The organism is Gymnodinialimonas sp. (assembly GCF_059726805.1).
The window spans coordinates 3,341,531-3,364,947 of sequence record NZ_AP041059.1 but is presented as its reverse complement, the minus strand read 5'-3'; the positions used below and the strand labels follow the sequence as shown (position 1 = coordinate 3,364,947).

At 62.6% G+C, this 23,417-nt stretch carries 25 protein-coding genes; 16 read left to right on the top strand and 9 right to left on the bottom strand.

From position 1 onward, the window contains the following. The first annotated feature begins 78 nt into the window (after positions 1-78). The 4 genes from AC6I9R_RS16425 to AC6I9R_RS16410 are packed head-to-tail and all read left to right on the top strand — an operon-like array spanning position 79 to position 3,875. On the top strand, positions 79-1,110 hold the full coding sequence (locus AC6I9R_RS16425) for a branched-chain amino acid ABC transporter permease (RefSeq protein WP_461427402.1): 1,032 nt from the start codon (positions 79-81) through the stop codon (positions 1,108-1,110). Between the two features lie 3 nt (positions 1,111-1,113). Beyond that, positions 1,114-2,316, top strand: coding sequence for a branched-chain amino acid ABC transporter permease (locus AC6I9R_RS16420; protein WP_461427403.1), 1,203 nt, complete (start codon positions 1,114-1,116; stop codon positions 2,314-2,316). 11 nt (positions 2,317-2,327) lie between these two features. Continuing rightward, positions 2,328-3,086 (top strand): ABC transporter ATP-binding protein, encoded by a 759-nt coding sequence (locus tag AC6I9R_RS16415; protein ID WP_461427404.1) that lies wholly within the window; start codon positions 2,328-2,330, stop codon positions 3,084-3,086. A gap of 33 nt (positions 3,087-3,119) precedes the next feature. Then, complete coding sequence (locus AC6I9R_RS16410) at positions 3,120-3,875, top strand: ABC transporter ATP-binding protein (RefSeq protein ID WP_461427405.1); 756 nt, start codon at positions 3,120-3,122, stop codon at positions 3,873-3,875. A 104-nt stretch (positions 3,876-3,979) separates the two neighbouring features. Here the strand turns inward: AC6I9R_RS16410 and AC6I9R_RS16405 are convergent, their stop codons facing one another. The 6 genes from AC6I9R_RS16405 to AC6I9R_RS16380 all read right to left on the bottom strand — a co-directional run bounded on the left by AC6I9R_RS16405 (position 3,980) and on the right by AC6I9R_RS16380 (position 10,212). Further along, positions 3,980-4,645 carry a class II aldolase/adducin family protein gene (locus AC6I9R_RS16405; protein WP_461427406.1) on the bottom strand — a complete coding sequence of 222 codons (666 nt, stop codon included), beginning with the start codon at positions 4,643-4,645 and terminating at the stop codon, positions 3,980-3,982. Further along, positions 4,638-5,792, bottom strand: coding sequence for a Tm-1-like ATP-binding domain-containing protein (locus AC6I9R_RS16400; protein ID WP_461427407.1), 1,155 nt, complete (start codon positions 5,790-5,792; stop codon positions 4,638-4,640). The genes AC6I9R_RS16405 and AC6I9R_RS16400 overlap by 8 nt, the downstream gene beginning before the upstream one ends. 4 nt (positions 5,793-5,796) lie before the next feature. Beyond that, positions 5,797-6,732, bottom strand: a complete 936-nt coding sequence (locus AC6I9R_RS16395; protein WP_461427408.1) for a carbohydrate ABC transporter permease — start codon at positions 6,730-6,732, stop codon at positions 5,797-5,799. A 1-nt stretch (position 6,733) separates the two neighbouring features. After that, on the bottom strand, positions 6,734-7,630 hold the full coding sequence (locus tag AC6I9R_RS16390) for a carbohydrate ABC transporter permease (RefSeq protein ID WP_461427409.1): 897 nt from the start codon (positions 7,628-7,630) through the stop codon (positions 6,734-6,736). A gap of 122 nt (positions 7,631-7,752) precedes the next feature. Beyond that, positions 7,753-9,087 carry an extracellular solute-binding protein gene (locus AC6I9R_RS16385; RefSeq protein ID WP_461427410.1) on the bottom strand — a complete coding sequence of 445 codons (1,335 nt, stop codon included), beginning with the start codon at positions 9,085-9,087 and terminating at the stop codon, positions 7,753-7,755. Between the two features lie 36 nt (positions 9,088-9,123). After that, positions 9,124-10,212, bottom strand: coding sequence for an ABC transporter ATP-binding protein (locus AC6I9R_RS16380; RefSeq protein ID WP_461427411.1), 1,089 nt, complete (start codon positions 10,210-10,212; stop codon positions 9,124-9,126). On the opposite strand from AC6I9R_RS16380, the gene AC6I9R_RS16375 reads away from it, so the two are divergent. The 5 genes from AC6I9R_RS16375 to AC6I9R_RS16355 all read left to right on the top strand — a co-directional run bounded on the left by AC6I9R_RS16375 (position 10,202) and on the right by AC6I9R_RS16355 (position 15,104). Continuing rightward, positions 10,202-11,005 (top strand): GntR family transcriptional regulator, encoded by an 804-nt coding sequence (locus AC6I9R_RS16375; RefSeq protein WP_461427412.1) that lies wholly within the window; start codon positions 10,202-10,204, stop codon positions 11,003-11,005. The genes AC6I9R_RS16380 and AC6I9R_RS16375 overlap by 11 nt on opposite strands. An 85-nt stretch (positions 11,006-11,090) precedes the next feature. Next, positions 11,091-12,017, top strand: a complete 927-nt coding sequence (locus AC6I9R_RS16370) for an N-acyl homoserine lactonase family protein (RefSeq protein ID WP_461427413.1) — start codon at positions 11,091-11,093, stop codon at positions 12,015-12,017. Between the two features lie 6 nt (positions 12,018-12,023). Beyond that, complete coding sequence (locus tag AC6I9R_RS16365; protein WP_461427414.1) at positions 12,024-12,860, top strand: TIGR01459 family HAD-type hydrolase; 837 nt, start codon at positions 12,024-12,026, stop codon at positions 12,858-12,860. 4 nt (positions 12,861-12,864) lie between these two features. Continuing rightward, complete coding sequence (locus AC6I9R_RS16360) at positions 12,865-13,830, top strand: class II aldolase/adducin family protein (RefSeq protein WP_461427415.1); 966 nt, start codon at positions 12,865-12,867, stop codon at positions 13,828-13,830. After that, positions 13,827-15,104, top strand: coding sequence for an FGGY-family carbohydrate kinase (locus AC6I9R_RS16355; protein WP_461427416.1), 1,278 nt, complete (start codon positions 13,827-13,829; stop codon positions 15,102-15,104). Before AC6I9R_RS16360 ends, AC6I9R_RS16355 begins: the two co-directional genes overlap by 4 nt. Here the strand turns inward: AC6I9R_RS16355 and AC6I9R_RS16350 are convergent. Beyond that, positions 15,101-16,123: a LacI family DNA-binding transcriptional regulator gene (locus AC6I9R_RS16350; RefSeq protein WP_461427417.1), complete on the bottom strand. Its 1,023-nt coding sequence runs from the start codon at positions 16,121-16,123 to the stop codon at positions 15,101-15,103. The two genes, AC6I9R_RS16355 and AC6I9R_RS16350, sit on opposite strands and share 4 nt — an antisense overlap. A gap of 170 nt (positions 16,124-16,293) precedes the next feature. Here AC6I9R_RS16350 and hisD point away from each other — a divergent pair, with 170 nt between their 5' ends. The 7 genes from hisD to AC6I9R_RS16315 are packed head-to-tail and all read left to right on the top strand — an operon-like array spanning position 16,294 to position 22,008. Next, positions 16,294-17,601, top strand: coding sequence for a histidinol dehydrogenase (hisD, locus tag AC6I9R_RS16345; protein ID WP_461427418.1), 1,308 nt, complete (start codon positions 16,294-16,296; stop codon positions 17,599-17,601). Continuing rightward, positions 17,594-18,355 carry an SDR family NAD(P)-dependent oxidoreductase gene (locus tag AC6I9R_RS16340; RefSeq protein ID WP_461427419.1) on the top strand — a complete coding sequence of 254 codons (762 nt, stop codon included), beginning with the start codon at positions 17,594-17,596 and terminating at the stop codon, positions 18,353-18,355. The genes hisD and AC6I9R_RS16340 overlap by 8 nt, the downstream gene beginning before the upstream one ends. Next, positions 18,352-19,338 (top strand): zinc-dependent alcohol dehydrogenase, encoded by a 987-nt coding sequence (locus AC6I9R_RS16335; RefSeq protein WP_461427420.1) that lies wholly within the window; start codon positions 18,352-18,354, stop codon positions 19,336-19,338. Before AC6I9R_RS16340 ends, AC6I9R_RS16335 begins: the two co-directional genes overlap by 4 nt. A gap of 23 nt (positions 19,339-19,361) precedes the next feature. After that, positions 19,362-19,775 (top strand): universal stress protein, encoded by a 414-nt coding sequence (locus tag AC6I9R_RS16330; RefSeq protein WP_461427421.1) that lies wholly within the window; start codon positions 19,362-19,364, stop codon positions 19,773-19,775. Positions 19,776-19,826: 51 nt separating this feature from the next. After that, positions 19,827-20,333, top strand: coding sequence for a sulfopyruvate decarboxylase subunit alpha (gene comD, locus AC6I9R_RS16325; RefSeq protein WP_055686830.1), 507 nt, complete (start codon positions 19,827-19,829; stop codon positions 20,331-20,333). Beyond that, positions 20,330-20,884, top strand: a complete 555-nt coding sequence (gene comE, locus AC6I9R_RS16320; protein ID WP_461427422.1) for a sulfopyruvate decarboxylase subunit beta — start codon at positions 20,330-20,332, stop codon at positions 20,882-20,884. Before comD ends, comE begins: the two co-directional genes overlap by 4 nt. A 2-nt stretch (positions 20,885-20,886) precedes the next feature. Then, positions 20,887-22,008: an alpha-hydroxy acid oxidase gene (locus tag AC6I9R_RS16315; protein WP_461427423.1), complete on the top strand. Its 1,122-nt coding sequence runs from the start codon at positions 20,887-20,889 to the stop codon at positions 22,006-22,008. Here AC6I9R_RS16315 and AC6I9R_RS16310 read toward each other — a convergent pair. Further along, the gene (locus AC6I9R_RS16310) at positions 21,983-22,732 is read right to left on the bottom strand and encodes an aspartate/glutamate racemase family protein (RefSeq protein ID WP_461427424.1); all 750 of its coding nucleotides are present in this window, start codon (positions 22,730-22,732) and stop codon (positions 21,983-21,985) included. The genes AC6I9R_RS16315 and AC6I9R_RS16310 overlap by 26 nt on opposite strands. Next, positions 22,729-23,382, bottom strand: coding sequence for a GntR family transcriptional regulator (locus AC6I9R_RS16305; RefSeq protein WP_461427425.1), 654 nt, complete (start codon positions 23,380-23,382; stop codon positions 22,729-22,731). Before AC6I9R_RS16305 ends, AC6I9R_RS16310 begins: the two co-directional genes overlap by 4 nt. Positions 23,383-23,417: the final 35 nt, after the last annotated feature.

The following is a 23,417-nucleotide window of genomic DNA, read 5'->3' as shown; positions in this document are numbered from 1 at the left end:
GCCCGGGGCAGACCAATTTGTACCCTCCGCCTGTGGTGGCTGGGGGGTACTTCTTTTGCCAAACGGACGGGGAAAGCCATGGAAGCGATCATCCTGCAAGTTCTCAACGGCCTGGACAAAGGCTCTGCCTACGCGTTGATTGCGCTGGGCCTGACGCTGATCTTCGGCACGTTAGGCGTGGTCAACTTCGCGCATGGGGCGTTGTTCATGCTGGGGGCGTTCATCGCCGTGACCCTGCGGCGCGTCTTCAACCTGTCGTTTGAAACCATCGATGAGACCCGGACAGACTTTCTGGGCAACCCGATGGCGGTGCAAACGCCCTACGTCGAATACTGGTTCGGCCCCGAAATGGGCGGCGCCATCATCGATTGGTCCGTCCCCCTCGCCGTCATCATTGCCATTCCGATCATGGCCCTGATCGGTGTCGTGATGGAACGCGGCCTGATCAAGCATTTCTACAAGCGTCCCCACGCGGACCAGATCCTTGTGACCTTCGGCCTCGCCATCGTCCTGCAAGAGATTATCAAAGCCTTCTACGGCGCCAACCCGATCCCCACACCTGCGCCCGAGGCCTTCATCGGCTCGTTCGATTTCGGTGTTCTTCTTGGATTTGAGCCGTTCTCGATCATGTATCCCTACTGGCGCCTCGTCTATTTCGCCTTCTCAGCCGTTATTATCGGCGCGGTCTTCGCCTTCCTCCGCTTCACCACCTTCGGGATGGTCGTGCGCGCGGGCATGGCGGACCGGGAAACGGTGGGCCTTCTGGGCATCGATATCGACCGGCGCTTCGTCATCATGTTTGCCATCGCCGCCATCGTGGCAGGCCTGGCGGGCGTCATGTACACGCCGATCCTGTCGCCCAACTACCACATCGGGATGGAGTTCCTGGTGCTGAGCTTCGTGGTCGTCGTGGTCGGCGGCATGGGCTCTTTGCCCGGCGCTGTTGCCGCGGGTTTCCTGCTCGGCATCCTGCAAAGCTTCGCATCCATGTCGCAGATCATCGAGATCGTCCCCGGCATCAACCAGGTGATCATCTACCTCGTCGCCGTCGTCGTTCTATTGACCCGTCCCCGTGGCCTTATGGGCCGCAAAGGCGTGATGGAGGAATAAGCCATGCTTGGTCTCAAAAAATCGGACGCCCGTTTGTACCTGATCGTCATCGGCATGCTGGTCTTCGCGCCGTTCCTGCTGAACCCCTTCCCTGAGGGCTCTGGCATGGCGCAATTCAACGCGGGCTATCCGGACCTGATGCAGAAGCTGGTGATCTTTGGCATCTTCGCGGTCGGCTACAACATCCTCTTCGGTCTTACCGGCTACCTGTCGTTCGGTCACGCGGCCTTCCTTGGCATCGGCTCTTTTTCTGGCGTTTGGGTGATGAAGCTGCTGACGATGAACGTCATTCCGGCCCTGCTGGTGGCGATGTTGGTCTCAGGCTTGTTCGCGGTGATTATCGGCTATGTGTCGCTTCGACGGTCCGGCATCTATTTCTCGATCCTGACGCTGGCCTTTGCGCAGATGTGCTACAGCCTCGCCTACTCGGTGCTGACACCGATCACGGGTGGTGAGACGGGCCTGACCCTGTCGCTGGACGACCCCCGGATCCTGGGCGTCAGCCAGACGGAGACCGGCAACATCCCGGTCCCGCACCTCTTCGGGCTCGACATGAGCGCTGCGACAACCATCGACGTCGGCGCCTGGAGCTTCACTTTCAGCGCGGGCTACTACTTTGCAGCCGTCATCATGGGGCTGGCCTTCTACTTCGCGATCCGTCTGTTCCGCTCTCCCTTTGGGTTGATGCTGCGGGCGATCAAATCGAACCAGACCCGGATGAGCTACACCGGCCTGAACCCGCGTCCCTACACGCTGGCGGCCTTCGTGATCTCGGGCATGTATGCCGGTCTTGCGGGCGGTCTGATGGTTGCAATGGACCCCTTGGCGGGATCCGAGCGGATGCTTTGGACCGCATCGGGTGAAGTTGTGCTGATGACCATCCTGGGCGGAGCTGGCACGCTGATCGGCCCAATCCTGGGTGCGGGCGTGATCGTCTACCTGGAATCCATCATTTCCACCATCGGCTCAACCGTCCTGTACAATTGGTTCAGCGGCCTGCCGGAAGGCTTGTCTGATTTCCTTGTGGCCGTGATCTATCCCTTCGTGGGCTCTGGCTGGCACCTGACGTTGGGCCTTGTGTTCATGCTGGTGGTGATCTTCCTGCCCGGCGGCATCGTCGAAGGAGGCAAGCGCATCCGGGGCCTGTTCGGACGCAAAAGCAAACAGCCCTCTGACACCACGACCGCTGCAGAGCCGGGCGAATAGGAGAACAAGTTATGGGTATCCTTGAAGTTAACGGCGTCAACAAACGCTTCGGCGGTCTTCAAGCGCTGGGGGACGTTAACCTCGACGTGCAGGAAGGCGCCAGCCACGCGATCATCGGCCCCAACGGGGCCGGGAAGTCGACACTGCTCAACGTGCTGGTGGGCAAGCTGATCCCCGACAGCGGGACGGTGACGTTTGATGGCAACAACGTGCTGGGGCGCAAGCCGCACCAGATCAACCAGATGGGCATCAGCCGAGTGTTCCAAACACCTGAGATCTTCGCTGATCAAACGGTGCTGGAGAATGTGCTGATCCCTTGCTTCGCAGGCCGCGACGGGTCCTTCCGCATGCATGCCTATGAATCCATCGGGGATGAGGTGGACATCGTGGCTCAGGCGATGGACATGCTGCGCGAAATGGGCATGGAAAAGAAGACCGAGATGCTGGCGGGATCGCTATCCCGCGGCGACAAACGACGCCTTGAGATGGCGATGTCGCTTATCCAGAACCCCCGGCTTCTTCTGCTTGATGAGCCGACCGCGGGCATGGCGCGGGCCGACACCAACAACACGATCGAGCTGCTCAAGGACATCCGCAAGACCCGCAATATCACCATGGTGATCATCGAGCATGACATGCATGTGGTGTTCAGCCTGGCCGAACGGATCACCGTTCTGGCCCAGGGTACGCCGCTGGTCGAAGACATTCCCGAAAACATCAAGGGCCACCCGAAGGTCCGCGAAGCCTACCTGGGCGACGCGCAGGTTTAACCCCTTGGCTGGCCGCTTGATCGGAGATCAAACATGAACACGACACCCAAATTCGACCCCAACGCCAACCATGCCTCGCACGCGCCCGCGTTCCTGTCGGTCTGGGACATCGACGCCTATTACGGTGAAAGCTACATCGTCCAGAAAGTGCGCTTCAACGTCCACGAGGGGGAAATCCTGGCTCTTTTGGGGCGCAACGGGGCGGGCAAGACCTCGACCTTGCGCGCGATTGCGCGGGTCGATGAGCCGGAGATCCGCCATGGCGAGATCTGGCTAGATCACAAGCCGCTGCACGAAATGAAGAGCTTCCAGGCTGCAGGCGCGGGTGTGGCGCTCGTGCCCGAGGATCGCCGGATCATTCCGGGCCTGACGGTGGAAGAGAACCTAAGGCTGGCGCAGATCGCGCCGCCCCACGGCTGGTCGCTGGAACGCATCTATGAGCTGTTCCCGCGCCTTGGTGAACGGCGAAAGCAAGAGGGCGTCACGCTGTCGGGTGGTGAGCAGCAGATGCTTGCCATCGCCCGTGCGCTGGCCCGGGACATTAAGATCTTGCTGCTGGACGAACCCTACGAAGGCCTCGCGCCCGTGATCGTGCAGGAAATCGCCAAAACCCTGAACCTGATCCGCGAGCAGGGCATCACGACCATCATCGTGGAGCAAAACGCAATCGCGGCGCTGAAATTGGCCGACCGGGCCGTGATCCTCGACACCGGCAGCGTCGTCTTCGACGGCGATGCCAAGGAAGTGCTGGAAAACGAGGCGTTGCGCGAGGAATATCTCGCGATCTGACGCACGCCCTTACGGGCGTGTTCACGCGGCCCTTCGGGCCGCCCATGGCCAGCCCCTGCGGGGCTGGCGGTGGCGCCCCTTCGGGGCGTTTCTTTGTTTGAGTGCTAACTTGCCGCGCGCGCGTCTGCAGCTGTGCCGTATTGCGGTAGGTCCGCTGCCGTCTTGCCATAGGCGGCCATCAACGTATCGCGGACGTAGGCGATGTGTGCAGTTTCCTCGATGATCTCGGCCAGGTATTGCGCTGCCATCAGGCTGGGTCCTGCGCCGATGGTGCCGTGGTTGGCCAGGACGGCGGCGCGAATGTTGGGATTCTTGAAGACCGGGCTGATCTCCACCTCCGTCTGAGGGCCACCATTGGCGGAAAGTGGGATCAGCGGCATCCGCCCGATCTTTTCGATGGTCTGCACGGTCAGGCACGGGATCTCGATCCCGGCGCTGGCGTAGCCCGTGGCCCAGGGACTGTGACAATGGACGATGGCGTTGATATCCTCACGGATGCGGTAAAGATCGAGGTGGAAATCGAGGTCCTTGGACGGCTTCAACGCCACCTCCGAGGGTAGAATAGTTCCGTCCAGCATCACCACTTGCAGGTTCTCGCGGGTGCATTCGTTGAAGCCTACGCCGGAGGGTTTGATCACAATCGCATCACGACGCGCCAGTCGCGCCGACAGGTTGCCGCCTGCGTTGGTCTGCAATCCGGCGACGAAGCACCGCTTTGCGGTCGCGATCAGGGCGTCCATCGCGTCGTGAAGATCGGGGAAGTCAGACATGCTCGGTCCTTTGGGTTGGCGCTGCCTCCAGCGCGGAATTCAGCGCCTCGATCACCGCGGTCGCGGTCTCGGGCGTGTTGATGTGGTGGGGGATGCGGGTGACATCGAAGGCTTTGGCCTGGGCCTCCAGCACCTCTGCGGCGATGCCTCTCAGGCCCGCGTCCTCAATGGCGCCGCCGGGGCGGTCTTCATGGCTGAACCCGCCCATGGGTGCAATGACGTGGCAGGGGGCTTGCGCCGCGTTTAGGGCCTGGGCCAGGGCATGGGCTTGATCCGCCATCTCTTCCTCGGTCAGCTTCACGTGTGTGAATTGGCTGGAATGGCGGTAGTGGGGGCGGGCGCGATGCGCCGCGCTTACCGTGTCGATGGCGCCCAACCCAATGAAGTTCAGCGCCCCGGGCAGGACCACGCGGGGCAAGGCATCAGCGCAGGAGAACCGATTGGGCATTGGCACATGGGCACCGGCAAGGCGCAAGCGCCCAAGCTCATGGACGTTCAGATCAATGACGGCTTTCGCGTGCCCCTCCGTCACGAAGCGCGCGAAGGCCGCGCCGCCGTAGCCGTTGGCGTGAAACACCGTGGCCTCCCGGCCGGTTTCGGCCAGAAGGCGTGTCACCTCGGCCCCGGCGCGGTTGGTGGCCCCGAGGGTCGTGACGGCAACCGATAGCGCGTCACTTCGCGGCGCAACCTGCGCGCGGTAGATGCCTGCGATGGCGGCGGCGGTGTTCTCAAACACCTGCCGAAGGGTGGGGTTCAACCCTTCGATATCGCAAAGCGTCGGGATCAGGGTAATCGCCGTATCCGCTAGGGCGGCGCGGGGGTCAAAGGCCAGGGTGGTGATCAGCAGCTTGGGATAGGCGGCGGGCAGGCCCTTGAGCGCTGCCAGCACGATCTCGCCCCCCGTGCCGCCGCCGACGCCAAGCGCCACGAAGCATTCGTCACAGCGCGCCGCGATCCGCGCGGAGGCGGCCTCGGCCTTCTCGGCCATTCGCGCGAGCTTCTCAGCGCCGGACCAAACGACACCGCCCGAGCCGAGCGAGACGTCAACCTCTTCCACGTCCAGCCCGTTGCGGGCCAGCGCATCGGCCAAATAACCCAGTTCTGCTTGCTTGGTCTCAAACGTGCCGATCAGAAGAACGCGCGCCATCGTGTCAGCCCTTTACTGCCCCCGCCGTCATGCCGGTGATGATCTGGCGCGATGCGAATAGCGTAAAGAGGATCGGCGGGATCGCAAGGAGCATCCCCGTGGCCATGATGGTGCCGAGCCCGTCAAACTCGGACGCGTTATTCACGATCAGGATCGGCACCGTCATCGTGTCGCGATCCGCGAGGGCCGAAGCCAAAAGGTACTCGTTCCACGCAATACGGAAGGTGAAGATCGATGCGGCGGCGAGGCCCGGCTTGATCAGGGGCAGGACGACTAGGAAGAACACCTGGAACGGCCCGGCGCCATCGACGCGGGCGGCTTCTTCCAGGGATTTGGGGACCTGAACGATGAAGGATTGCAGGATCCAGATCACGAAGGGCAGGTTCATCGCGACGTAGACGATGATGATGCCGGAATGCGTTCCCGCCAGGCAGACATCGCCGCGCCCGCCAAAGGTGTCGCGGATGAAGCTGCCGACCATGGTGGCGCGGTCGATGCAGAAGGCGTTGTTCCAAAGGGCGAAGACGGGGACCAATAGCACGGCGGGGGGGATCATGCGGACGGCAAGGGTCGAAAGCGACGCCGTATCGCGGCCCATGAACTTAAAGCGCACCAGCGCGTAGGCGGCCATACAGCCGAAGACCAGCGTCAAAGCCGTGGAGATCAGCGCGATGATCAGCGAGTTGATGAAGGCCCCGCCGAAACGGATCGTGCAAAAACGCAGATGATCAGGCTCGTACCACAGGATATCGCAAAGCGCCGTCTCGTAGTTGCGGATCGTGGGCATGAAGAGCAGCCCACCCGCGCCGGAGGTGATATCCACGTCCAGTTTCAGCGAGTTGACCAGCAGCAGGATGACCGGGCCGATGGACATGAAGATCAGGATCGCGATCAACACGTAGAAGGCGGGGTTCTGACGCTCGTAGGTTTGCTCGGACATCTTATTCTTCCTGCTCGGCGGCGTATTTGATGCGGCGCGCGCGGGCCTCTTGCCAGCGGGTGAAGGCGAACATGCCCAGGGTCAGGATCATCAGCATCATCAGCAGGTAGATCGACATGGCAGAGGCTTCGCCAAGCTCGCGGAACTCGCGCGCCGTGCGGGCGATGCGCAGGGCCAGGATTTCTGTGCTGAGGCCAGGGCCGCCGCCGGTGAGGACCAAGATCACCTCAAGCACCTTGAAGGCATCGATCAGGCGCAGAAGCATGGTGACGATCAGGACCGGCGCCATGAGCGGCAGCTTGATGTAGATGATCTGCTGCCAGCCGGTCGCGCCATCAATGCGCGCGGCCTCCAGGGCCGAGCGGGGCAGGGATTGCAGGGCCGCCAGCGAGAGGATGAAAATGAACGGCGTCCATTGCCAGATGTCAGCGATGATGACCGACAGAAGCGGATTTTGTCCGAGCCAGTCCACCGATGGCAAACCGATTGCCTCCAGGAACCGATTAAAGGTGCCGTAGGTCTGGTGATACATGAATCGCCACACGAGGCCGACAACCACGGGCGCGATCATCATCGGCAGGATAAACAGCGTGCGCAGCACGGACATGCCGCGAATGTTGCGGTCCAGCAGGAGCGCCAGCCCGACGCCGATGATCATCTCGGCGGCGACCACGACGAAGGCGAAGATCAGGGTAACGGAGAAGCTTTCCCAGAAGCTGGGGTCCATCCACAGACGGACATAGTTCTGGAAGCCGACGAACTCGGTCTCGGAAATGTTCTGGCTGGGATCCCATTCGCGGAAACTGCCCCAGATCATGTAGCCAATCGGGTAGAACAGCGCGAGGATCATAATCAGCGCGGCCGGGGCTATGAACATGTAGGGGGTGGCGCGGTTCACGGGTCAAACAGCCTTTGTCAGACAGAATTGGGGGAGGGGCCAAGCCCCCGAGCAGGTGATCCGCACGGGGGCCAGGGAGGCGGTTTGCAAAGGCCTAGACCCTCGCAAACCTGATCATGACATCACTGCCAGGTGTAGTAGCCTTCTTCTTCCATCAGTGCGCGGGTGCGCTCTGCGATGCCGTCCAGCGCTTCCTGGGGGTCGAGACCCTCGGTCAGGACCTGAGACATCGTGGTGCCGATATCGGCGTTGATCCGGCCCCATGGCGGGATGATCGGACGCCAGTCCGGGTCGGCATCGGCCAGGGCTTCACCAAAGGTTGCGGACCAGGGGTAGAGCTCGTTCAAGCCCGGATCTGCGTAGGTGGAGAAGCGTGAGGGGTTGCCGCCGGCCATGGCCACGGCAAGGTCGCCTTCGCGCGATGTCAGCCACTGCATCAGCAGGAACGCCGCCTCTGGGTTGGCGCCATTGCGCGGGATCGCAAGGCCGAACCCACCGGTCTGGCTGGCGGCGCGGACGCCTGCGGGATGGGGGGCCCATCCGACGTTGCCTGCCACGGTCGAGCGGCTTTCATCCTCGAACGTCCGTGCGAAGGCAATCGAGTCGATGAACATCGCGGCCTGACCTTGGGCGAAGGCGTTTGCAGCCTCGCTTGGGCCAAACGCGCTGGAGCCCTCGGGGCCACATTCCACGATGGTACGCAGCGCCTCTGCGGCGGCCAAACCTTCGGGAGAGTTGATGGTCGGCTCCCACCCGTCGCCAAACACGCGACCGCCGAGCGGCGCGAGGTGAAGAAGGAAGGCATGGGACGCCTGGTGGCCAGACGCGGCACGCGACGCGACACCGCCCATACCGGGCATAGCTTCGGGAATGGCGCAGGCCTGATCCAGCAGGGTGTCGTAATCGGCTGCGGGCTCAAGACCCAGCTCTTCAAAGACATCGGTGCGGTAGTACATCACCGATGTCTCGGACCCGAACGGCAAACCGTAGAGCGAGCCCGTGGGACCGGGCAGATAGCCACGCTCACCACCGGCGACGCCGATGTTCTGCACGTAGCCGTCGATCAGGTCTTCGGCGTCATAGTTCGGATCGGCCAGACGCGGGTTCATGAAGAACGGCGCCAGGTTGTAGATCTGGTCGGCATAGACGTAGTCGGCCTTGGAGAAGACCACATAGGCGATCAAGTCATAGGCGCCCTCGTCGAGCGACAGCTCCAGCGTCTGACGCTCGCGCATGTCGAGGTAGGGCAGCATGTCGACTTCGACTTCAATCCCGGTCTCGGCGGTGAACTGGGGCAGAACCTCCAGCACGGCGTTGTAATGCGGGTGCGCCGGGAAGTTCACGATCAATGTCTCCCCCGCGTAGGGCGCGTAGGGGCCCCCGTGCCCGTCCGCAAGGGCAGCGCCGGTAAAGGCAACCCCTGCGATCATTGTGGATGTCATTAAGGTCTTCAGCATACCTATTCCTCCCAAGTTGCTGATTATCCGCCGCGCCTAGAGCGCCGCTTCCGTCTTTGGGTCAAAGAGATGCAGCCCCTCGGGGCGCACTTTGAACCGCAACGTCTCCCCGAGCGCGATGGGCGTCTCGGATTTCAATTCGACTGTAACCTTGGCGTTGCCGCAGGCGCAGATCAGGACCGATTGCGCACCGACATATTCGGACACGACAACGTTCAGATCGATGGATTGCTCGGTCGGGGCATCGGCGTCGAACACCAGGTCTGACGGGCGCAATCCCAGCGTGGCCTTGTGGACCGACTTGTTTCGAACGCGCGTCGCAAGCTCTTCCGGCAGGCGGACGTCGAAGCCGTCGCCTTTTGCATGCAAGGCGTCATTTGCGTCGACCAGTTCGGCATCAAGGAAGTTCATCGGCGGAGAGCCCAAGAAGCCCGCCACGAACTTGTTGGCGGGGTTCTTGAACAGCTCGGCGGGCGTGCCTTGCTGCTGGATGTAGCCACCGTTCATCACCACGATCCGGTCTGCCAGCGTCATCGCTTCGATCTGATCGTGGGTGACATAGACCATGTTCTTTTTGACGTTCTGGCGCATCAGCGCGAGTTCCGCCCGCATCTGGCCGCGCAGCTTTGCGTCCAGGTTGCTGAGAGGCTCATCAAACAGGAACGTCCCTGCATCGCGGCACAGGGCCCGGCCCATGGCAACGCGTTGCCGCTGACCACCCGAAAGCTCTCCGGGTTTGCGGCCCAGAAACGGCGAAAGCCCCAGCATTTCAGCGACTTCGCCCACCTTCTTGTCAATCTCGCCTTGCGGACGTTTTTGTAGCCTGAGGGAGAACGACATGTTCTTGGCGACGTTCATGTGCGGGTAAAGGGCGTAGTCCTGGAACACCATGGCGATGTCGCGGTCTTTGGGGTCGAGCGCGCTGATCGGGCGGTCGTTCATATAGATTTCGCCGTCCGAGACCGTCTCCAGACCCGCGAGCATGCGAAGGGTCGTGGATTTGCCACAGCCAGAGGGACCGACAAGCACGGTGAACTCGTGCTCCGCCATGTCGAGGTCGATCCCGTGAAGAACCTCAACCGCGCCGTAGCGCTTCACCAGCTTTTCGAGATGGATGTTTGGCATCGATTCCCTCATTCCGTCCTGTTTGCAGCATTCTGTATGCAAAGTAGTTTGTAAATATCCAAAATTGCATTTTCTTCTTTGGTGGAGTAGGACGGAGGGGAACACATTGTTTTCATGCGAGGCCTCCATGTCGAAAGTGTCAGCACAATCCGTCTCTAACGTGCGAGGCTCGACGGTGGCGCGAATCGAGTCGGCCCTGACCGAAGCGATTTCGGCAGGAGAGCTTCCACCGGGTGAGCGGATCGATGAGGTCAAGCTGACAGAACGCTTTGGCGTGTCGCGGACCCCCGTGCGTGAGGCATTGTCGCGATTGGTCGCTCAGGGGATCTTGATTCCAGGTCAAAAACGCGGGGTGCGCGTCGCAGAATATACGCGAGAGCAATTGGCGCAAATATTTGAAGCAATGCATGAAATTGAGGCTGCGTGTGCCCGCGTTGCGGCGCAACGCCTGACGCTTCTGGCACGTGTCGAGATTGAGGGCGCACAGGCAGAATGCATGGCCGCGGCAGAGGCCGGGGATCGAGGCGCATACCTCAAAGCGAACGAGAAATTTCACCTCACCATCTACCGCGCCACAGGCAATCCCTACATGGCCGAGATTGCCTCAGAATTCCGCAACCGTACTGGCGCCGCGCGCGCGAAGAAGTTCGCGTCCCACGAAGATCTTTTGGCATCCGCCCACAGCCACGCCGATCTGATTTCGCTGATTTTCTCGGAGGATTCGGATGCGGCATCCGATGGGATGCGGGCCCATATGGCCCAGAGTTTTCGCGCGACGCTGGCGGCGAACTAGGCCGCTTTCCAAATTTCGGGTTGCATTCGCACGCAAGACTGTCACTTTGTATACAAACGTGACTCGTTTAGCGAAGGAAGACCCCATGGGCGTACAAGAGACCAAGATTTATCCCATCAACACCGGTTGGCTTGAGGCCGATCTTGGCACGTACATCTTTTGGAAAGGCCCAGCGGGTAAGAAGATCTGGAACCCGGTCTATTGCCATTATGTCGACACCGGCACCCACAAAATCCTGATCGACACTGGCCTTTGTGATGAGGAGCGCGCCACCAAGTACCACCACAAATGCGACAAGCGCGGCTGCCTGCAGGTCCATGAGCATCTTGAGCAGAAGCTCGGGGTGCATCCTGATGAGATCGACGCCATCGTCTTCACGCACCTCCACTGGGATCACGTGCAAAACATGAAGGAATTCAAGAACGCCCGTTACATCGCGCCCAAGGCCGAGATCGAAATGGCGTTCAACCCGCTGCCCCTTTACTACCGCACCTATGAAAGCGGCTACCTGGGGATCGAGCCAGCTTACTCGGGCTGTGTCTTCGAGGCGGTCGAAGATGAATGCGAGGTCCTGCCTGGTATCACCATGTTCCACACCCCCGGTCACTCCGTCGGCCATATGGCCGTTACAGTCGCCACAAGTGCTGGCGATATCGTCGTCGCCGGTGACGCGATCTTCCAGGAACGCAACATGGAGCCGAATGAGGCCGAAGGCTGGCGCTACTGGGTGCCTGCGCGGTTTGTGAATTCGTATGAGGGCTGGAAGTCGGTGGAGGAACTCGACAAGCGCGCGGATTACATCTTGGCGTGCCACGACAAGGTGGCTAACGCGCGATCTGACGTATTCCCCTACGACGGCATGCAGCTTCGCAAGCGTCGCCAGCATATCCCTGGCTTCAAGTTCTACTTTGGCGACATGCCCGCGGGCGCCACGGAAAAGGCCGCCCCGGCCCTGTCCCCGGAGGAGGCGAAGGACTATCTCGCCAACCTCGTGCCGCCCACGCCGGACTAAGAAAACATGACGCAAGTCATTGAAAGTCTGTCTGAAGTCGCGGAGCGTTTCGACGCAATTGTTCTGGACCAATGGGGCGTGCTGCACGATGGCACCACGCCTTATCCCGGCGCGATTGACGCCCTCGGTGCGCTGAACAAGCGGCTGGCAGTCCTGTCGAACTCTGGCAAACGGTCCGCCCCCAACGCGGCCCGAATTGCCGATATGGGGTTCCCGGCAGAGTTGTTTGAGCTGGTTATGACCTCTGGCGAAGCGCTTTGGCAGGACATTGAGGCGGGCCGCGTCGCGCACCGGCGTCTCTGCCCGATCACGCGCGGGCCGGGCGACGCCGCAGCTTGGGCCAAGGGCCTCGATGTGACGTTGACCCCCGATGCTGCGACGTCAGATGCCGTGCTCCTGATGGGCCTACCCGATCACGGCGCAGATGTTGCGCAGGACACACTGGCGATCGCGCGCGCCGCTGGCATTCCGGTCCTGTGCACCAACCCTGACCGCGCGTCTCCCAGGGCAGGGGGCAAGACCGTCGTTTCCCCCGGCGCGCTGGCCCACGCCTATGCCAAGGACGGCGGGGAGGTGCATTTCTACGGCAAGCCCCACGCTGCGGTGTTTGCGGTCGTTGCGGCCTCTCTCGATGTGCCGCCAGAGCGTTTGCTGATGGTTGGCGACAGTTTGGAGCATGATATCGCGGGCGGCGATGCTGCCGGATGGTCGACGGTGTTCGTGCGCGGCGGCCTGCACGCCAGCGCGTTTTCCCACGGCGCGGACATCTTGCAGACAATCACGCGCCTTGCGGACGCCGAGGGCGCGCCGATGCCGACCTATACCCTTGACCAACTAGGATAATCCCATGATCGATCCGACCACTTTTGCCGCCTTCCGCGCGCTTTCCGCGCGTCTGGGAAAAGACCCGATGCAGGTGCAGGGGCCGGGTGGGAACACGTCAATCAAGCAAGATGGCGTCATGTGGATCAAAGCCTCGGGCACCGAACTGGCAGACGCCGAGGACAAAGACATCTTCGTGGCCGTGGACCGCGAAGCTGCGAAGGCCGAAGCCTACGGCGACGGGGATGGCAGTTGTAAGACCACCGTGCTGGACCCTGCGATTACCCTGCGCCCATCGATTGAAACGACCTTCCATGCGGCGCTTGATTGGGCCGTTGTCGCGCACACCCATTCCATTGCCACTTTGGTTCACGGCGTCTCGCCCGAGGGGCGGGTAGAGGCCGCACGCAAGCTGGATGGCCTTCCCGTGGCTTTCGTGCCCTATGCCAAGCCGGGGCTCCCTTTGACGCGGCAGATTCTGTCCAAGACAACGCCCGACACGCGGGTGGTGGTGCTGGAGAACCACGGCTTGATCTGTGGCGGTGAGACCGTCGAGGCGGTGGCAGAGATCATGGCGGATGTGGAAGCGCGCCTTGCCATGCCGCGCCTGCGCCCGAGCGAAACGCCACCTCAAGAAGCCGCGCCTGAAGGGTTTTTCTGGGCAGAAGAAAGCTGGCTTGCCTGTGATCCCTCTGTCGCAGAGCGCGTCTTGACCGGGTCGTATTACCCGGATCACGTGGTGTTCCTGGGGCCAGCCTTGCCTCGGGTGGATCATGACGGCGCGCCGCCGGCGATCGTTCAGGAGGGCGTCGGTGTCTTGTTGCGCGATGGGGCGACGTCTTCGCAAAAGGCCATGCTGCGGTGCCTGTCGGACCTGTTGTCCCGTCTCCCTGAAGCATGGACGCTGGAATCCATCGGCGCGGCGGCGGAGGCCGAGTTGCTGAACTGGGACGCCGAGAAATACCGCCAGGCATTGGCGGCGCGCGCATGAGTGACCTGTCGCTTGGCATCGATCTGGGAACATCGGGCATCCGTTCGGCTGTGATCGACCGGGCGGGCAAGGTCGTGTCGATGGCACGGGGAAGTTACGGCGTGCAGAACCCCGATGCTGTGGATGCCAACCTCTGGTGGACGGGGGTTGAGAAGTGTCTGACCAACCAGATTGCCGCGCTGCGCACCGAGGGCATTGCGCCGACGCGGATCAAGCGGATCGGGCTCGACGGGACGTCCGGCAGCATGGTGTTGACGGCGGCGGACTTGCGGCCCGTGACCCGGGCGTTGATGTACAACTCCGGCGGTTTTGAGCAAGAGGCGGCCCGGATCGCCGCCCTGGCCCCCGATCCGCACATTACCCGAGGCACCTCGTCCGCCCTCGCACGCGCGCTGCGGCTGCAGGCCGAGGATACCAGACGCGAAGCGAGGCACCTGCTGCACCAGGCCGATTTCATTGCGGCGAAACTGATGGGGCAAGGCGGGTTTTCTGACCACAACAATGCCCTGAAAACCGGGTACGATCCGGCGCTTGACGCATGGCCTGAGTGGTACGGTGCCCTCGGCCTGCGGCAGGATCTTCTGCCGAACGTTCCGCCCGCCGGTGCGCCCGCGCGGCCGATATCAGCGGAAGTGGCGGCGCGGTTCGGGCTGCCGTCCGACGCCATCATCCACGTTGGCACCACGGACAGCATCGCGGCGTTCCTCGCGGCCGCGCCCTTGCGGTTGGGAATGGCCGTGACATCCCTGGGCACAACGCTGGCGATCAAACTCCTCAGCCCGCATCGCATCGATGCGCCGGAGATTGGGCTTTACTCCCATCGGCTCGGGGACGGATGGCTGGTGGGGGGTGCCTCCAACACCGGCGGCGGCGTTCTGCTGCAGGATTTTGACGCCAGCCAATTGGCAGAGCTTTCCGAGCGGATCGACCCGGCTACGGAGACCCCGCTCGATTACTACCCTCTCTCCAAACCCGGCGAGCGTTTTCCGATCAATGATCCGTCCCAGCCGCCTCGGATGACCCCGCGTCCTGCCGATGACGCCGCTTATCTTCACGGCCTTCTGGAAGGCATCGCCCGGATCGAGCGGCAGTGTTACGACGCGATGGTGGCGCGCGGCGCGACCTGGCCCGATGCCGTGTTTACGGCTGGCGGCGGCGCGTCGAACCCCACATGGACCGCGATCCGGGAGCGGGTCCTTGGCATGCCGCTCGCGCCTGCGCAGCATAGTGAGGCTGCCGTCGGCACCGCGCGGCTGGTCCAGGCAAGCGCCTAACGCGGCGCGGGGCCCAGGCTGTCGCGCAAGTAAACCTCTGCCGTTAGTTCTTCGGTCACGATGTCCGTGCGGCTCTGCAAGAAGCCGATCAACGCCAAGGCCGCTTTGCGCCCCATTTCCCGGTGCGGAACATGAACGGTTGAAAGCTTCGGGTAGGCCACCTGGGCCAACTCGATGTTGTCAAACCCCACGATCGAAACGTCACCCGGCACGTCCAGCCCCAACTCTCGGGCGCGGCCAAGGGCACCCACGGCCAACACGTCATTGCCGCAAAGAACCGCAGTTGGAGGGGTGCCGGTTTGCATCAGGGCCGCAAAGGCTTCGGCACCCGTGTCGATGCCGTAGGGAGTTTCCACGACCTGCAAGTCGTCGTCTTGCAGCCCTGCCTCGCGCATTGCGTCTCGGATGCCGTGGAGACGCGCCGTCGCCCGGTCGTTGCCCTCTAGCTCTGCCGAGATCATTGCCAAGCGGCGGTGCCCAAACCGCAAGACCTCTCGCGCCATCTTTTGCATCGAGGCGCGGTTGTCGAACCCGATGGAGGGACGCAAGGCACCTGGATCGTACGCCCAAGTGACCAAAGCGGGCACATTCTGCGCATCCAGGAACTGATAGATCGCCGGGTCGCGTTGGTGGCCCACCAGTAGGAGCGCATCGGCGCCTCGGGCCACGAGAGACCGGATCTGACGTTCCTCCAGATCCATTCGGTAGGAAGAACTGGCCACCATCAGGTTGTAGCCGTGATCGTTCAGTTCTTCCTGAAACGCCTGGATGCCACGGGCGAAGATCGCGTTTTCCATGGTCGGAATGATCGCGCCGATGGTGTTGGTGCGCTGCGCGGCCATCGCGCGGGCGCCGAAGTTGGGCGAATAACCCAGGTCCGCAATCGCCGCCATCACCGTCTCTCGGGTGTTGTCCGAGACCTGGCCGGGAAAGTTCAGGCAACGCGATACCGTTGCCGTCGAAAAGCCTGAGCGTTTCGCGACATCGTTGAGCGTGGGGGCAGGGCGGGTCGAGTTCATCGCACGAGCGGTCCTTTAGGCGCCTATTTTGGTTCGGTTAAATGTAATGGCTTGCATTGGCATAATGTAAGCGCTTACAAGCAGTCAAATGGAATCGCCCGGGGAGCCTCCATTCGTTGAGCCCTGCGCCAAGCTTCCGCCACTATGACCCACCGATAGGACCGCCCAAGATGACCAGAGAATACCTCAAGAAAGCGCCGCTGACCTCCGCTTCCGATGCGTCGGACGTGCAAGAGACAGTGCGCTCGATCCTGGCGGATATCGAAGCGGGCGGGGATGAGAAGGCGCTCGAATACGCCGCCAAGTTCGACAAGTACGAGGGCAACATCATCCTCACGGCGGAAGAGATCGAGGCCGCCGCCGCCCTGGTTCCCGAAAAGCTGAAGGCCGACATCCGTTTTGCCCATGACAACGTGAAACGCTTTGCGGAGGCCCAAAAAGCGACGCTGAATGATGTCGAGGTTGAGATTGTTCCCGGCTTTGTCGCAGGTCAAAAGGCAATTCCGGTCAGCACGGCGGGCTGCTACGTGCCCGGCGGGCGCTACAGCCACATCGCCTCGGCGATCATGACGGTCACGACGGCGAAGGTCGCCGGTTGCAAGCACATCATCGCCACCTCGCCGCCGCGGCCCGGTGTCGGCGTTGCCCCCGCCATTGTCTACGCGGCGCACATCTGCGGCGCCGATACGATCCTCGCGCTTGGCGGTGTACAGGGCGTTGCCGCGATGAGCTTTGGGCTGTTTGGCCTGCCGAAGGCGAACATTCTTGTGGGCCCCGGCAACCAGTTCGTGGCCGAAGCCAAGCGCATCCTCTTTGGCCGTGTCGGCATCGACATGATCGCGGGTCCGACCGATAGCCTGGTGCTCGCCGACAAGACGGCTGACGCACATATCGTGGCCACCGACCTCGTCAGCCAGGCCGAGCATGGCTATAACTCTCCGGTTTGGCTGGTCACGGATGACCGCACCCTGGCTGAAAAGGTCATGGATTTGGTCCCGGGCCTGATCGAGGATCTGCCCGACACCAACCGCGACAACGCCAAAGCAGCCTGGCGCGACTACGCCGAGGTCATCGTCTGCGCCGACCGCGAAGACATGGCCGCCTGCTCCGACGAATACGCGCCTGAGCATTTGACCGTGCAAGCGGAAGATCTGGAGTGGTGGAAAGACACGCTCACTTGTTACGGCTCGCTCTTCGTGGGGGAAGAGACAACGGTGTCCTACGGCGACAAGGCAACCGGGACAAACCACGTTCTGCCGACCTCTGGCGCGGCGTCCTACACCGGCGGTCTGTCGGTTCATAAGTACATGAAGATCGTGACCTGGCAGCAGGCGACCCGCGAAGGTTCGAAGCGAGTGGCGGAAGCGACGGCGCGGATCTCTCGCCTGGAAGGGATGGAAGGGCATGCGCGGGCCGCCGACGTGCGTTTGGCCAAGTACTTCCCCGGCGAGAATTTCGATTTGTCCGCCGATGGTTGATGCGGGCGCCCTATTTGACCTGCGGGGCCGGGTGGCCTGCGTCACCGGAGCCTCCGCAGGTCTGGGGCAGCGCGCTGCCGAGGTGCTGGCAGATGCCGGCGCCCGTGTCGTCGGCGTCGCACGCCGGGCCGACGCGCTGGCAGAATGGGCGCATCGCATCGGCAAACCCGCCGCAACCGTGGTAGCCGATCTATCGGACAGAAACGCGATCTCGCAGATCGCGGCAGACGTCTGCGTGCCCTTTGGTGCGCCGGATATCATTGTTCATGCCGCTGGCATCAACACCCGCGAAACCGCCGACGACGTCACGCCCGAGGGCTGGGACGTCACGATGAACCTCAACCTGGCGGCGCCGTTCTTTCTGACCCAGGCCCTCGTGCCCGCGATGAAGGCCAAAGCCTGGGGCAGGGTGGTCAATTTCGCTTCGTTGCAAACGACCCGAGCTTTCCCGGGCGGCGTGGCCTATGGTGCCTCCAAATCCGGGATCGGCCAGTTGACCCGCGCCATGGCCGAGGCCTGGTCGCGCGACGGCATCAACGCCAACGCCATCGGGCCGGGCTTCTTCCCGACCGAGCTGACCGGGCCCGTCTTTGCAGATCCGGATCGCGCGGCGCGTAACGCCGCGCAGACCTGCGTGGGGCGCAATGGCGCGGTGGAAGACATCGACGGCCCGCTCCTGTTCCTGTGCTCGGACGCGTCGTCCTTTGTGACTGGGCAGGTCTTGATGGTGGACGGAGGATATACGGCGAAATGAAAGCGCTTGTGTATGACGGCCCGGAGGCCCTTGGGTTTCGCGATGTCCCCGATGCCGTTGCAGGCCCAGGCCAGCAGCTGATCAAGGTGATGTCCGTGGGCGTCTGCGGGTCAGACATGCACGCCTATCTGGGCCATGATGAGCGTCGTCCCGCGCCCCTGATCCTTGGCCATGAAGCTGCCGGAGAGATCATCGGCGGACCCCGCGCAGGCGAACGCGTCACCTTGAACCCACTGGTCACCTGCGGGACCTGCGCCGCCTGCACCAGCGGCCACGATAACCTGTGTGCCGAGCGGTTGATCATCTCCATGCCGCCCCGCGAAGGGGCTTTCGCGCAGATGGTCGCGATGCGCGACGAAAACCTGGTGAGCGTGCCCGATCATATCTCGCTGGATGCGGCGTCTCTGGCGGAGCCCATCGCCTGCGGTTGGCACGCCGTGCGCCTGGCGAAGCAGACATTGCCCGAGGCGCGCAGGGCGCTGGTCATCGGCGGCGGTGCCATCGGCCTGGGCGCGGCCCTGTCGTTGTCCGCGCAAGGCATCACCGAAGTGACAATTCTGGAGCCGAATGCCATGCGGCGCGACGTGCTCAACGGTCCCTGCCAGCAGGTTGCCATTTCGCCCGACGACCTGCCCGCCGACGCCATGTTCGACGTGATCATCGACGGCGTCGGCTATGCCGCCACCCGCGCGACGGCCTCTGCCCATGCGCGTCCCGGCGGTGTGATCGCGCATATCGGCCTTGGCGAAGCCACCGGCGGGCTCGATATTCGTCGCATGACCCTGCAGGAAATCACCTTTTTCGGCACCTATACCTATACCGCCCAGGATTTCCGCGACACCGCCGCCGCCATCTTCGATGGCCGCCTCGGCCCGCTCGACTGGACGGAGCAGCGACCCCTGTCTGCCGGGGCCAGCGCCTTTGCGGACATCCGGGCAGGCAAGACCGCAGCCCCCAAGATCGTGCTGCGCCCCAATGATTGATCCCTCACAGAAGGAACGCGACCATGTATGATCATATTCTGGTTCCCCTGGCCCTCGACCACGGCTTCGGTGACACCGCCTTGGCCCTGGCCACGAAGCTGTTGAATGACGGCGGCAAGATCACCGCGCTGCACGTCTACGAGGAGCCAACCGGCAGCACCAATGCGTATCTCGACGAAGGCACGGTCGATAAAGCGGTTGCCGATGCAAAGGCCAAACTGACCGCGCGCCTTGCCGGGGTGTCCAATGTCACGGGCGTTCTCGTCAAAGGTCACTCGGGCCGCACGATCATCGATTATGCCACCGACAATGCAGCGGATTGCATCGTGATGGGATCTCACAAACCCGATCTCATCGACTATCTGCTCGGCTCGACCGCCGCGCGGGTCGTCCGCCACGCCCCCTGCGCCGTGCATGTTCTGCGCGACGCCACCTAAATCATATCCCGCGCCCCCACGGGCCACTCAGCACAGGAGCTTGTCAAAGCCGTGAGTATTTCCAAGAAGATCGTTGACGATTTCGTCGCCAACGACGTGTCCTTCATCACCACCGTGCCCTGCAAGCAGTTGGCCGGCGTCATTGACGAGGTCGAGGCCCGGCCAGAGATTTTCCACATCCCCTCCAACAAGGAAGATGAGGGCATGGGCCTGTGTGCAGGCGCCTTCATGGGCGGCAAGCGCCCGGCTATCATCATGCAGAACACGGCGATCGGGGTGACGATCAACACGCTGGCCACGCTGACGCAATACTACCGCATGCCCCTGCCGATGCTGATCTCGTACCGCGGTGAGTTGCGCGAGCCCGTGGCCTGTCAGGTTGAAATGGCCGTCCACACCAAGGCGCTTCTGAACCAGATGAACATCCCCACCTACCACTTTCACAAGGAAGCGGATGCGGATGAGCTGGATGCGATCCTGAAATACACTTTCATGTGCAACAAACCTGTGGCCATCTTGACCGATGCGTCCTTCTGGGGAGGCTACGGCGACCAATGATCCGTTCTGAAATCCTGCGCGAAATCGCGCCCATCCTGAACCCGCACCTCGTTGTCTGCAACATCGGCCTGCCGTCGCAGGAGTTGCACATGATCGACGACAATGAGCTTAACTTCTACATGCTCGGCACCATGGGCCTGTCGTCCTCCATCGGTCTTGGCCTTGCGCTGGCGCAAGACAAGACGGTGATCTCCATTGACGGCGACGGGTCGGTTCTGACGAACCTCGGCACGCTGCCGACCATCGCCAACAACGTGGCCGACAACTTCATCCTGCTGATCATCGACAACGGCTCTTATGGCTCCACCGGCGACCAGCCCACTTATGCGGGTAAGTTGACGAAGCTGGAAAACGTGGCCCGCGCCTGCGGGTGTGAGAATGTCGTGGTCTGTGAGGACAAGGACACCGGTGCGACGTTGCAAGCGGCCATCGACAGCAAGCAGATGACGATCATCGTCTCCAAGTGCGACAGCGGCAACATCAAGCTGCCGGTCATCACGATGGACCCGGTGGTGATCCGCGCTCGCTTCATGGATGCGGTGGCGAGCTAAGGATGATCCATTCCAGCGCAGATGCCCAACGCCTGGCGAAGCGGCGTCTGCCCTGGATGGTCTTCGACTATATCGACGGCGCCGCAGGCGCCGAGACGGGGGCCGCGCGGGGACGTGCGGCCTTCGACGATCTTGTGCTCCGGCCTCGGATCCTGCGCGATGTGAGCGAGCGCGATCTGGGCGCGCAGGTCTTCGGTCACACCACCAAGGCCCCCTTCGGCATCAGCCCCATGGGGATGTGCAACCTCTCTGGCCCCGGCGCGGACATGATGCTGGCCCGCCTTGCCGCCCGCGAACAGGTGCCGCTTGGCGTCTCCACAGTCGCCTCCACCGCCATGGAGCCGCTGATCGAGGAGGCCGAGGGCAACGCCTGGTTCCAGCTCTACTTCACCGGCGACGGAAGCGGCACCTTCAAGCTCGTCGAACGCGCGAAAGCCGCTGGATATCAGACGCTTATCCTCACCGTAGATGTCCCCGAAGTAGGCCGGAGACCCCGAGAATTACGCCACGGCTTCACCATGCCGTTCAAGATCGGCCCGAAGCAGTTCATCGACTTCGCCCTGCATCCGCGTTGGTCCATATCGTCGCTGCTTGCGGGCAAACCGGACATGGCGAACTTCCAGATGGCGGGGTTTGAGTTTGACCGCAAAGCCTCCCGCGCGAAGGCGGATTTCAGCACGTTGGAGAAACTCCGAGCGATGTGGCCGGGCAAACTGGTGGTCAAAGGGGTGCTTGACCCCGAGGACGCGCGTCTATTGAAGGCGGCGGGCGTGGACGCCATCCAGGTCTCCAGCCACGGCGCGCGCCAGTTGGAAAGCGCACCTGTCCCGATCAGCGTCCTGCCCGCGATCCGCGCCGCCGTCGGCCCCGAGTTCCCCCTGTTCTTCGATACCGGCCTGCGGGGCGGAGAGGACGTCGTGAAGGCCTACGCCCAGGGCGCGAACTTCGCCTTCCTGGGTCGGGTCCTGCAATTTGCCATCGCGGCGGGCGGAGAAGAGGGGCTTCAGGCCCTTTGGAACGTATTGAAGGACGAGACCAGCATCACGCTGGCCCAAATCGGCGCAACCTCGCTGGGGCACAACCAATTGGCCGATGTGATCAGCGCGGATCATCCAGCTCACTAGGAAACCGGCGTGGCACAAGCCCCGCCTGAAACCAGGTCAACAGGCTGTAGACTGAAAACACCGACAGCCCGGTTTTGCGCCGAATATCAGCGGCATAGGGCACCATGTTGGTGCATTCCAACAAGATTGCGCCGGTGTCCGGGTGCGCTGTCACAAGCGCCTCCGCCGCGTCCAGCATATCGGCGCGGGCGGAGCCAAAGTCGATCTCGATCTCATCGCCCAGAACCGCTCGCGTGAACTCCCGTCCCCCATCAGTGCCCATGACCGGCGTGCCGTCCGGCACGCCCGCGGCCTCCAGATGCGCCTTGGTCAATGTTTCCGCCGAAATTGTCAGCACGCTCATATGCTTGCCAGGCGGCAGCGTCGCCGCGATCATCGGGGCCTGGATCAGGGACGAGGTGGCGACCGGCACGCCCAAAGCCGCCTTCATCTCGTCCTGCAACAGCGCCAGAAACCCGCAGTTGGTGGCAATCCCGTCGCAGCCCATGGCGACCAACTCGCGCCCCGCTTTGATAAAATTTTGCGCCCGCTCCCACGGATCGCCGCGCACGATGTTGTCCGGTGTGGCCCCGGGCACGACCTTGTAGTGCACCGGAAACGGCCAGGTCAGGGCGTTGCCGATATCGCCGGGGATGCGGGGGAACTGCGTCTCTAGCATCAGGATGCCGACGCTGGCCCCGAAGACCGTCTTGCCGCCCCTTGCCTTGGGAGCGCGCGCTGTCATGACGCCCTCACGTAAATCTCCGAGAAGGCATCACGGACGGCCTGCGTCGCATCCTCTTTGCGCAGCTCGATATGGGCACGCAGGGAGGTAAGCGCCGCGTCGCCGTCACGCGCCCGCAGCGCCTGCGCAATCTCACGATGCGCCGCGATCTGCGCGTCCACGCCGCCGCCCGCATTCAGCCCGATCATCCGCACATAGCGGATGCGGCCATTGATGTTGGCGAGCATTTGTTCCAGCTCGGCATTGCCCGAAAGCTGCGTGAGGGCGATGTGAAACGCCTCGTCCATTTCCAGCAACTCAAGGCGTCCAGCAGGTTCATTCGTCGTCAGGCTGGCAACCAGCGCGTCGATCTCCGCATCCGTCGCGCGGGTCAGTGCCAGGCGCATCGCCTCGCATTCCAACGCGGCGCGGGCCTCGTAAAGGTCCAGGATCCGCTCCGGCGTCAACGCGCGGCAAAAGAACCCGCGACCCCCTGTATTTGTCAGATAACCCTCTGACACCAAACGGTTAAGTGCCTCCCGCAGGGGCGTGCGGCTGACGTTCAAACGCTTGGCCATCTCTCCCTCGACGATCCGTTCTTCGGGCTTGATCTCGAAGTCCGCCGCCATGCGGCGGAGTTGGGCGGTGAGGCGGTCAACGTTGCTATCCATGGGCGCGACCATGAAATCACCGCTTGAGTTTTGCA

Coding starts and splice junctions, on each gene's coding strand:
- AC6I9R_RS16425 (WP_461427402.1), top strand. CDS start 79: ATGGAAGCGATCATCCTGCAAGTTCTCAACGGCCTGGACAAAGGCTCT.
- AC6I9R_RS16420 (WP_461427403.1), top strand. CDS start 1,114: ATGCTTGGTCTCAAAAAATCGGACGCCCGTTTGTACCTGATCGTCATC.
- AC6I9R_RS16415 (WP_461427404.1), top strand. CDS start 2,328: ATGGGTATCCTTGAAGTTAACGGCGTCAACAAACGCTTCGGCGGTCTT.
- AC6I9R_RS16410 (WP_461427405.1), top strand. CDS start 3,120: ATGAACACGACACCCAAATTCGACCCCAACGCCAACCATGCCTCGCAC.
- AC6I9R_RS16405 (WP_461427406.1), bottom strand. CDS start 4,645: ATGTCTGACTTCCCCGATCTTCACGACGCGATGGACGCCCTGATCGCG.
- AC6I9R_RS16400 (WP_461427407.1), bottom strand. CDS start 5,792: ATGGCGCGCGTTCTTCTGATCGGCACGTTTGAGACCAAGCAAGCAGAA.
- AC6I9R_RS16395 (WP_461427408.1), bottom strand. CDS start 6,732: ATGTCCGAGCAAACCTACGAGCGTCAGAACCCCGCCTTCTACGTGTTG.
- AC6I9R_RS16385 (WP_461427410.1), bottom strand. CDS start 9,087: ATGCTGAAGACCTTAATGACATCCACAATGATCGCAGGGGTTGCCTTT.
- AC6I9R_RS16375 (WP_461427412.1), top strand. CDS start 10,202: ATGTTTGGCATCGATTCCCTCATTCCGTCCTGTTTGCAGCATTCTGTA.
- AC6I9R_RS16380 (WP_461427411.1), bottom strand. CDS start 10,212: ATGCCAAACATCCATCTCGAAAAGCTGGTGAAGCGCTACGGCGCGGTT.
- AC6I9R_RS16370 (WP_461427413.1), top strand. CDS start 11,091: ATGGGCGTACAAGAGACCAAGATTTATCCCATCAACACCGGTTGGCTT.
- AC6I9R_RS16365 (WP_461427414.1), top strand. CDS start 12,024: ATGACGCAAGTCATTGAAAGTCTGTCTGAAGTCGCGGAGCGTTTCGAC.
- AC6I9R_RS16360 (WP_461427415.1), top strand. CDS start 12,865: ATGATCGATCCGACCACTTTTGCCGCCTTCCGCGCGCTTTCCGCGCGT.
- AC6I9R_RS16355 (WP_461427416.1), top strand. CDS start 13,827: ATGAGTGACCTGTCGCTTGGCATCGATCTGGGAACATCGGGCATCCGT.
- AC6I9R_RS16350 (WP_461427417.1), bottom strand. CDS start 16,123: ATGAACTCGACCCGCCCTGCCCCCACGCTCAACGATGTCGCGAAACGC.
- hisD (WP_461427418.1), top strand. CDS start 16,294: ATGACCAGAGAATACCTCAAGAAAGCGCCGCTGACCTCCGCTTCCGAT.
- AC6I9R_RS16340 (WP_461427419.1), top strand. CDS start 17,594: ATGGTTGATGCGGGCGCCCTATTTGACCTGCGGGGCCGGGTGGCCTGC.
- AC6I9R_RS16335 (WP_461427420.1), top strand. CDS start 18,352: ATGAAAGCGCTTGTGTATGACGGCCCGGAGGCCCTTGGGTTTCGCGAT.
- AC6I9R_RS16330 (WP_461427421.1), top strand. CDS start 19,362: ATGTATGATCATATTCTGGTTCCCCTGGCCCTCGACCACGGCTTCGGT.
- comE (WP_461427422.1), top strand. CDS start 20,330: ATGATCCGTTCTGAAATCCTGCGCGAAATCGCGCCCATCCTGAACCCG.
- AC6I9R_RS16315 (WP_461427423.1), top strand. CDS start 20,887: ATGATCCATTCCAGCGCAGATGCCCAACGCCTGGCGAAGCGGCGTCTG.
- AC6I9R_RS16310 (WP_461427424.1), bottom strand. CDS start 22,732: ATGACAGCGCGCGCTCCCAAGGCAAGGGGCGGCAAGACGGTCTTCGGG.
- AC6I9R_RS16305 (WP_461427425.1), bottom strand. CDS start 23,382: ATGGATAGCAACGTTGACCGCCTCACCGCCCAACTCCGCCGCATGGCG.